The organism is Microbispora sp. ZYX-F-249 (assembly GCF_039649665.1).
In the GTDB taxonomy this organism is placed as follows: Bacteria; Actinomycetota; Actinomycetes; order Streptosporangiales; family Streptosporangiaceae; genus Microbispora; species Microbispora maris.
Genome location: NZ_JBDJAW010000085.1, coordinates 1 through 8,423, shown reverse-complemented (window position 1 = coordinate 8,423; position 8,423 = coordinate 1). Strand labels below are relative to the sequence as shown.

The 8,423-nt window shown below is 70.4% G+C and carries 8 protein-coding genes and 1 pseudogene; 5 read left to right on the top strand and 4 right to left on the bottom strand.

Annotated elements, in window-relative coordinates:
• The 3 genes from AAH991_RS39335 to AAH991_RS39325 form a co-directional block, all read right to left on the bottom strand.
• Positions 1-220 (bottom strand): DUF742 domain-containing protein (locus AAH991_RS39335; protein WP_346231053.1); only part of this gene is annotated, 220 nt, incomplete at its 3' end.
• A 4-nt stretch (positions 221-224) separates the two neighbouring features.
• Positions 225-653 (bottom strand): roadblock/LC7 domain-containing protein, encoded by a 429-nt coding sequence (locus tag AAH991_RS39330; RefSeq protein ID WP_169981939.1) that lies wholly within the window; start codon positions 651-653, stop codon positions 225-227.
• On the bottom strand, positions 650-3,436 hold the full coding sequence (locus AAH991_RS39325; protein WP_346231052.1) for a sensor histidine kinase: 2,787 nt from the start codon (positions 3,434-3,436) through the stop codon (positions 650-652). The genes AAH991_RS39330 and AAH991_RS39325 overlap by 4 nt, the downstream gene beginning before the upstream one ends.
• Positions 3,437-3,850: 414 nt before the next feature.
• On the opposite strand from AAH991_RS39325, the gene AAH991_RS39320 reads away from it, so the two are divergent.
• Genes AAH991_RS39320 through AAH991_RS39300 form a run of 5 tightly spaced genes read left to right on the top strand, consistent with a single transcriptional unit; the run spans position 3,851 to position 8,193 of the window.
• Positions 3,851-4,828, top strand: a complete 978-nt coding sequence (locus AAH991_RS39320; RefSeq protein ID WP_346231051.1) for an ABC transporter substrate-binding protein — start codon at positions 3,851-3,853, stop codon at positions 4,826-4,828.
• A gap of 19 nt (positions 4,829-4,847) precedes the next feature.
• A complete protein-coding gene (locus tag AAH991_RS39315; RefSeq protein WP_346231050.1) occupies positions 4,848-5,621 on the top strand; it encodes an ABC transporter permease in 774 nt (257 codons plus the stop codon).
• Entirely contained in the window at positions 5,618-6,406 is a 789-nt protein-coding gene (locus AAH991_RS39310) for an ABC transporter permease (protein WP_346231049.1), read from the top strand. The genes AAH991_RS39315 and AAH991_RS39310 overlap by 4 nt, the downstream gene beginning before the upstream one ends.
• A gap of 9 nt (positions 6,407-6,415) precedes the next feature.
• On the top strand, positions 6,416-7,192 hold the full coding sequence (locus tag AAH991_RS39305; protein WP_346231048.1) for an ABC transporter ATP-binding protein: 777 nt from the start codon (positions 6,416-6,418) through the stop codon (positions 7,190-7,192).
• On the top strand, positions 7,189-8,193 hold the full coding sequence (locus AAH991_RS39300) for a methyltransferase (RefSeq protein WP_346231047.1): 1,005 nt from the start codon (positions 7,189-7,191) through the stop codon (positions 8,191-8,193). Before AAH991_RS39305 ends, AAH991_RS39300 begins: the two co-directional genes overlap by 4 nt.
• A gap of 49 nt (positions 8,194-8,242) precedes the next feature.
• Here the strand turns inward: AAH991_RS39300 and AAH991_RS39295 are convergent.
• Positions 8,243-8,423, bottom strand: a pseudogene (locus AAH991_RS39295) (ATP-binding protein); the annotation flags it as partial.

Sequence of the window (8,423 nt, the reverse complement as noted above, 5' to 3'; positions counted from 1 at the left end):
GGGAGGCGATGGCCCGATGCTCCGGCGGCCTCGTGGACAGGTCGTAGTGCGTGGTCGTGGCGGAGGAGACCAGGGCCTCCAGCGCGAGCTGCATGCGGGGCGTCGTACGCCCGCCGGTCACGGTGAACGGGCGGACCGGAGAGGCGGGCTCCTCGGGGATCGGGGTGCCCGGCTGCCGTCCCCACGGGTCCGCACCGGGGTCCTGACCCCATGGATCCATCGCGTCACCTCCGGGGGTAGGACACGGATTGGAGTTCGGCGCGAACCGCGGGAGTCAGCACCTGACCCGCCCGCTCCACCAGCAACGTCATCTGATAAGCCACCAGACCCAGATCCGAGTCCGCCGCCGCCAGCACCGCCAGACAGGACCCGTCACTGATCGACATGATCAGCAACAACCCCCGCTGCATCTCCACCACCGTCTGCGTCACCGGGCCACCCTCGAACACCCGCGAGGCACCCTGCGTCAGACTGATCAACCCGGCCGCCACCGCCGCCAGCTGATCCGCCCGGTCCTTCGGAAACCCCTGCGAGAACGCCAGAGGCAACCCGTCCGCCGACACCACCACGGTGTGCGCCACGCCGGGAACCGAATTCGCGAAATCACTGATCAGCCAGTTCAGGCCGCGTGCCCCCTGGCTCAACTCCCTCATGCGCCGTCCCCTTTCGCCGTCGGATAGCCCTCGTCCTCACTGAGTTCGCCCCGGGCCACCGCCCGGCCCTGCCGTACGCCCTGCTGGAAGCTCGCCAGCCGGCTGCGGGCCCGGTCGGGCGACAGGATCGGCTGCTGCGGGGACGCGGGCGGCTCCGCGGACCCGGGCACCAGGTTCGCCTTCGGCACCCGCTTGGGCAGGCCGGAGGTGGTCGTGCCGTCCGACGCCGGCTTCTCGGCGACCGCGGCGGCGGCCTGCCAGCCGGCGTCGACCTCCGGGGTGTCCCGCCAGCCGGATCCGGTGTCGCCGGCGGGCTCGCGCCGGAACCAGGCGGACTCGACGGAGGCGAAGATCGGCAGGTATTCCTCGGTAGCCGGCGGCCCGTCCTCCGCCCCGCCCGGGCGCACGCCGCCCGGCTGGACGGGAGCGCCGACGGGAGCGCCGTGTATCGGGCCGGAGATCGACACCGGTCCTGTCGTCGCCGACATGGCGCCGGGTCTCGGGACGGGCCCGGTCACCGCGGGCAGCGGACCGGTCGCCGCCTCCTCCACGCCGCCGGACGACCGGCCGCGTATCCGGCTGAGCGGATCGTGGAGAGCCGGCGCGGCGACCCCGGAGCCCGGCCCGTGCTGCTGGCCCCAGGCGCCGATGCCCTGCTGCGCCGTCCCCTGCGCCGTCCCCTGCACGGCCTGCCGCGGGCTCCAGGCGGGGGCGAACGCGCCCTGGTAGGAATCCGGCTGGTACGCCGGATGGCTGATGATCGTCTCCGGCAGCAGGACCATGGCGGTGAGCCCGCCTCCGTCGTGCGGCCTGAGCTGGACCCTGATGCCGTTGCGCAGGGCGAGACGGCCGACCACGAACAGGCCCATCCGCCGCGACACCGACACGTCCACCACCGGCGGGTTCGCCAGCCTCCAGTTCGCCTGGCCGATCTCCTCGGGGGTCATGCCGATGCCGGAGTCGGTGATGGAGACCATCACGCCGCCGCCGTCGATCCGGTTGCCCGAGACCACCACTCTCGTGTCCCGCGGGGAGAACGACAGCGCGTTCTCCACCAGCTCGGCGAGCAGGTGGATGACGTCGTTGACGGCCTGGCCGACGATCGACACGTCGCCCGGGAAGTTGAGCACCACCCGCTCGTATCCCTCGACCTCCGACAGCGAGGCCCGGATGACGTCGGTGATCTCGACGGGCCGGCTCCAGCGGCGCGCGGGCTCCTGCCCGGCGAGGACCAGGAGGTTCTCACTGTTGCGGCGCATGCGGGTCGCCAGGTGGTCGAGCTTGAACAGGTCGCCGAGCCGCTGCTCGTCCTGCTCGCCCTGCTCCAGGCCGTCGATCAGGGTGATCTGACGCTCCACGAGGGTCTGCGTACGCCGCGACAGGTTCACGAACATCGCGTTGACGTTGCTGCGCAGCCGGGCCTCGTCGCCCGCCAGCCGGATCGCCTCGCGGTGGACCTCGTCGAAGGCCCGCGCGACCTCGCCGATCTCGTCGGCGGAGACCACGCCGATCGGCTGCACCTCGGCCTGTCCCGCCGCGCCGCCCTCGGACTCGCGCAGCCGCTGCACCAGAGTGGGCAGGCGGTGCCCGGCGACCTCCAGCGCCTCGCTGCGCAGCCGCCGCAGCGGACGTACGAGGGAGCGCGCCATGACGGCGGTGATGAGCAGGACCAGCAGCAGGACGACGACGACCAGGCTGCTGTTGAGCACGGCGACGTTCCGGTCGGAGCTCTGCAGAGCGGCGCTCCGGCTGACGATGGACTTGGTCAGTCCGTCGGCCACGTCGCGCATGAGGTTGGCCTGCTCGCTGATCGCGTCGAACCAGAGGTCGGCGTCGGTCCCCCTGCCGCTGAGGTTGCGAATGGGCTGCCCGGATCTCACGAGGTAGAGCGCCCGGTCGATGAAGAACCGCGCCCGGTCCACCTTCTGGTCGGTCACGGTGTCGTTGTAGAGCTGCCGCTCGCCGGTGGTGGCCACGGCGGTGAACGCCGCCAGCTCGCTCTGCTCCCTGGCCGCCGCACCGGTGAAGGCGTCGACTTCCGCCTGGTCGAGCCGCTGCCGGACCAGGCCCGCCGCGAGCAGCGCGCGCTGCTCCGACACCGCCTCCTTGGCCCGGGCGAGCGCCCCGAGGGCCTTGATGCTCGCGTACAGGCCCTCGTCCGGCACGCCCTGGCCCGCCGCGTCGTACAACTTCAGCAGGTCGTCGGTGACGAGCCGGTACTTCTCGATGCCGCGCAGCGGCGGGAGCTGCGTGTCGAGCACGATCTTCCGGAACGCGGTCAGGTCGGTGAGCCGGGCCAGGGCCCGCGACAGGTCCTCCCGGCCGAGTCCGCCCAGTGCGTCCCCGTTCGTCTCGGCCAGCGCGCTCACCTTCTGCGCGGCGGCGTCCACGGCCTCGTGCTGGTTCTTCACGAGGGTGAGCAGGTCGGCGTCACGACGGCCGCCCGCGACGTACTCCACCGACAGGTCCCGCTCCAGCTGGATCTCGTGGAGGAGCATGCCGATGCCGCCGACGAGCTCGACGGCGTCGCGCACCCGCTGGTACTCGGCGGCGCTGGCTATCGAACTCGTCACCCGCAGGCCGCCGAGCAGGACCGCGACGACGGTGGGCAGCACGATCAGCGCGACGAGCCGGGTCCGCACCCGCCAGTTCTTCAGCTGCATCGAGTTGCCGGCCGCGGGATCGGCGGGTGGCCCGCCGTCCACGGAGGATGCGCCGGCGGCGGGCTCGGCGACCGGTTCGGGCTCGGCGCGGCGACCGCTCTCGATCGTTGCTGTCCTCACTGGCGCAACCTCTCGCGCTGATCTCTGGAATAAGGCTCCGGGGTCGCTCTAATGCGAGAGCCCGCACATCACCGGGCAATTTGAGCATAAGGCGTCGAGATAGACAAAGAGCTTGGCATTTTGGAGCGGTCCAGCTTTTCGCCCAGGCCTATATGTCCGCGCACAGTACGGCGACGAACAGGGAGAAAGTGATATCGGACGGGAGATGCGCGACTACCTCCTTCATGGAACCGGTCCAAGCCGCCGCCCGTAATTCCAAAAGATGACAGAGGTGATTTACCCCTAAATTTGACTACAATCGTGACTCAAACGCACCGAATCCGTACGGCTCCTGTACGCTTCTCGCCCGTCGCCGTCTGCGCGGGACGGACCCGCCACGGGCGACCACCTCAACACTCCAGACGAGGAGATTTCATGAGGCTTTTGAGTCGTGCTCTCGCCGTCGGCGTCGCGGCCGTCCTGGCGCTCACCTCTTGCGGTAACTCCGACACGACGTCCTCCGCCCCCGCGGACAACGGACTGGAGAAGACGACGCTCAAGGTGGGCACCATCCCGGTGCCGGACAGCGCGCCGTTGCAGGTGGCGATCGAGAGAGGGTTCTTCAAGGCCGAGGGCCTGGAGATCCAGCCCGAGGTGGTCGCCGGCGGCGCCGTCGCCACCCAGAAGCTACTGGGCGGCAGCCTCGACATCTCGCTCGGCGCCTACGTCGGAACCTTCCTCGCCCAGGACAAGGGTGCGGGCAAGTTCAAGTATGTTTCGGACAGTTACGGCGCCGCTCCCGGCGCTTTCGTCATTATGGTCAAAAAGGACTCCCCGATCAAAACTGTTGCAGACCTCAAGGGGAAGACCATAGCGGTCAACGTCCTCAACAGCGTCAGCCAGCTGACCGCGGAAGTGCAGATGAAGGTGGCCGGGGTGACCGCGACACCGAACCAGTTCGTGGAGAAGACGTTCCCCGACATGCCCGGCGCCTTGGAAAACGGCCAGGTCGACGCGGCGGCGATGGTCGAGCCGTTCATCACCGTGGTATCGAAAGCGGGCGGCAGAATCGTCGTCGACGAGATGACCGGCCCGACCGAAAACCTGCCTATCGCCGGCTGGTTCACCACCGAAGCCACCGCGAGCAAATACCCCAAGGCGATAGCCGCGTTCCAGCGGGCGCTCGGCAAGGCCCAGGCGATCGTCGCGCAGGACCGGAAGGTCGTCGAGGAGACGCTGCCCAAGTACACGAAGATCGACGCCGCGACCGCGGCCGTCATCTCCCTGGGCTCCTACCCGACCTCACTCAGCGAGACGCGGCTGCAGCGCGTGGCCAGCCTGATGAAGGAGTACGGCTACATCAAGAACGATCTCGACGTGAAGTCGATGATCCTGCAGCCTCCGGCGAGCTGACGGACATCCCGTAAGCGCTATGGAACACGCACGAGTCCTCCGCGGCGTCGCCGGCGTCGCGGGGTTCCTCGCCGCGGCCGAGATCGTCGGCGCGACCGGCCTGATCGACGACCGCTTCCTGCCGCGCATGTCCACGATCCTGCGCGGCGCGGCGGAACTGCTCGCCGACGGGGAGTTCCTCGCCGACGCGCGCGCCTCGCTCGTCGCGTGGGGGCTCGGCCTGCTGCTGACCGTGGCGGTGGCGGTCCCGGCCGGACTCGCGCTCGGGGCCCTGCCGCCCGTGGAGCGCGCCGTACGGCCGCTGATCGAGTTCCTCCGGCCGATTCCGTCGGTCGCCGTGATCCCGCTCGCGATCCTCCTGTTCAGCGACAACCTGCACCTGAGAGTGGCCGTCGTCGTCTACGCGGCGTCCTGGCCGATCGTCATCAACACGATCTACGCGTTGAGGGACGTCGATCCGCTCGCCAAGGAGACCCTGCGCAGCTTCGGGTTCGGTCCGGTGTCGGTGCTGCTCCGGGTGGCGCTGCCCAGCGCCGCGCCCTTCATCGCGACCGGGATCCGCGTCGCCGCCGGCACCGCCGTCATCCTCGTGATCAGCGCGGAGCTGCTCGCCGGAGGGGCGGAGGGCGTCGGGATCTACATCCTGGAGGCCGCGGGCGGCAACCGGATGGACCTGATGCTCGGCGCGACCCTGTGGGCCGGTCTGTTCGGCGTCCTGTCCAACTCCGCCCTGGTCGCGGTGGAACGCAGGATGTTCCGCTGGCACGACGCACGCGCCGGAGCCGCCCGATGAACGTGATCAGAGCCGCCGGCCGTCTGTGGCTGGTGCCCGTGACGCTCGTGGCCTGGGAGATCGTCACCCGCGCCGCCGAGCAGCCGTTCTTCCCTCCCCCGTCGGTGACGCTGGCCCGGATGGGCGAGATGTGGCTGTCCGGCCCGCCCGCCCATCTCCTGCTGACGGAGCAGGCGATGAGCGATTTCGGCCCCAGCCTCGCCCGGCTGTTCGCCGGGTGGGCGCTGGCCGCGGTCCTCGGCGTGGCCGCCGGGGTCGCCATCGGCTGCTCCCCCCGCCTGTCCGGCTACCTCGACCCGCTGATCCACCTCGGCCGGGCCGTGCCACCGCCGCTGCTGGTGCCCTTCTTCCTCGCCCTGCTGAAGCTGGGCACGCCGGCGCAGCTCGCGACGATCGTGTTCGGGATCATCTGGCCGATCCTCGTCAACACCATCGACGGCGCACGGACCGTGGACCGGCAGCACCTGGAGACGGCGCGCATCTTCGGCTTCTCGACGACCCAGCGGCTCACCAGGGTGATCGTGCCCGCCGCGATGCCCAAGATCTTCGCCGGCCTGCGGCTGGCCCTCGCACTGGCCCTGATCCTGCTGATCGTCGCCGAGATCTTCGCCGGCTCCGGCGGCCTCGGCTACCGGCTCCTGTCGGCCCAGCGCACCTACCTCTACGCCGACATGTGGGGCTGCCTGGTGGTGCTCGGCCTCCTCGGCTATCTGCTCAACTCCGCGTTCCTGCTGTTGGAACGGCGCGTTCTCGCCTGGCACAGGAGCGCCAGGCAGACCACCTAGGAAGGCATCGTGCTCGAGATCACCGATCTGGTCCACTCGTACGGCTCGCATCGCGTTCTCGACGGGGTGAGCATCCGTGCCGCCGAGGGCGAACTCGTCTGCGTCGTGGGCCCCTCCGGCTGCGGCAAGTCCACCCTGCTGCGGTCCGTCGCCGGCCTCATCCGGCCCACCGGGGGCCGGGTGCTGATCGACGGGCAGCCCGTGGAGCGCATCCCCGACAACCTGGCCGTCGTCTTCCAGGACTACAGCCGCTCGCTCTACCCCTGGATGACCGCCGCCAGCAACGTGGCGCTGCCGCTGCGGCGCCGCGGACTGGACCGGCGGCGCCGCAGGGAGGCGGCGATGGCCGCGCTGGACCAGGTCGGCCTGGCCGACGCGGCGGAGAAGTACCCCTGGGAGATGTCCGGCGGGATGCAGCAGCGGGTGTCCATCGCCCGCGCTCTCGCTTACCGCCCGTCCCTGCTGCTGATGGACGAGCCCTTCGGCTCGGTGGACGCGCAGACCCGCGAGGACCTCGAAGACCTGGTGCTGCGGGTCTGCGCGCATCACGGCATGACGACCCTGCTGATCACGCACGACATCGACGAGAGCGTCTACGTCGGCGACCGGGTGATCGTTCTCACCCGGTCGCCGGCCCGGGTCGCCGCCGACCTGCCGGTCGACCTGGGCGAATCACGCGACCAGATCGCGACGCGGCAACTCGACGCGTTCGTCCGGCTGCGTGCAGAAGTGGGCCGCCTGGTCCGGGGCGGCTCCCCCACCCCCACTGTTCTGGAGAAGCATTGATCGACTCCACCGGCCCTGTCTGGGACGCCATCGTCGGGCTCTCGCGGTTCGCCGCGCTCGCCGCGATGGCCGAGCTGAACTGCGCCGAGCACCTGGCCTCCGGCCCGATGAGCGTGTCCGAGCTCGCCAAGGCGTGCGACGCGCACGAGCCCTCCCTGACGCGCGTGCTGCGGGAACTCGAGACGGTCGGCGTGGTCCGCGCCGTCGTCCCCGGCACGTACGAGCTGACCGAGGAGGGCCAGACGCTGCGCGACGGCGTTCCCGGCAGCCTGCGTTCCGCGGTGCGCGTCGCCGCGGAGAACGGGTACTGGTACGCGATGGGCAACCTGGCGCAGACCGTGCGGGACGGGCGGTCCGCCTTCATCACGCGTTTCGGCCCCTTGTACGGCTATTTCCAGGAGCACCCCGAGGCCGCCCGGCTGTTCAACGAATACATGGCCATCCGCGCGGCGCCGCTGGAGGCCACTTTGGCCACCGCCTACGACTTCACCGGCGTACGGACGCTCGTGGACGTCGCGGGGGGAACCGGGCACCTGCTGGCGGCGGTGCTCGACCGGCATCCCGGCATGCGCGGCGTGCTCTTCGACATCGCGCACGTGGTCGAGGACGCCAGGGAGTCGCTGCGCGCGCGGGGCCTCGGCGACCGCTGCGAGTTCGAGAGCGGCGACTTCTTCGACAGCGTGCCCGCGGGCGGGGATCTCTACCTGCTGGCCAGCGTCATCCACAACTGGAGCGACGAGGCGGCCCTGCGCATCCTGGCCAACGTGCGGAAGGCGCTGGCCGGCCACGGCCGGTTGCTGCTGCTGGAGATGGTGCTGCCGGACGACGCCACGCCGCACATCGGCAAGGACCTCGACATGCGCATGCTCGCGGTGACCGACGGCGGGAGGGAGCGCACGCTGAGCGAGCACACCCGGCTGCTGGGCGAGGCGGGCTTCACGCTCTCCCGTGTCCTGCCGCTGCCCGCCGGGGCGAGCCTGATCGAGGCACTGCCCGGCTGAGCGCCCAGTGCCGCGACCACAAGGTCTGCCCGGGGCAAGGATTGGCGGGCTAGTGGTATCCGGGGCCGGGGACGGCGACACGCATGGTCAGCGCGTGTTCGACGAGCGTGATCAGCGTGCTCTTGACCGATTCCCGGTCCCGGGCGTCGGTGCGGACGATCGGAATCTGCGGCGACAGCGTCATCGCCTCCCGCACCTCCTCCTCGGCGTGCGGAAACTGCCCGTCGAAC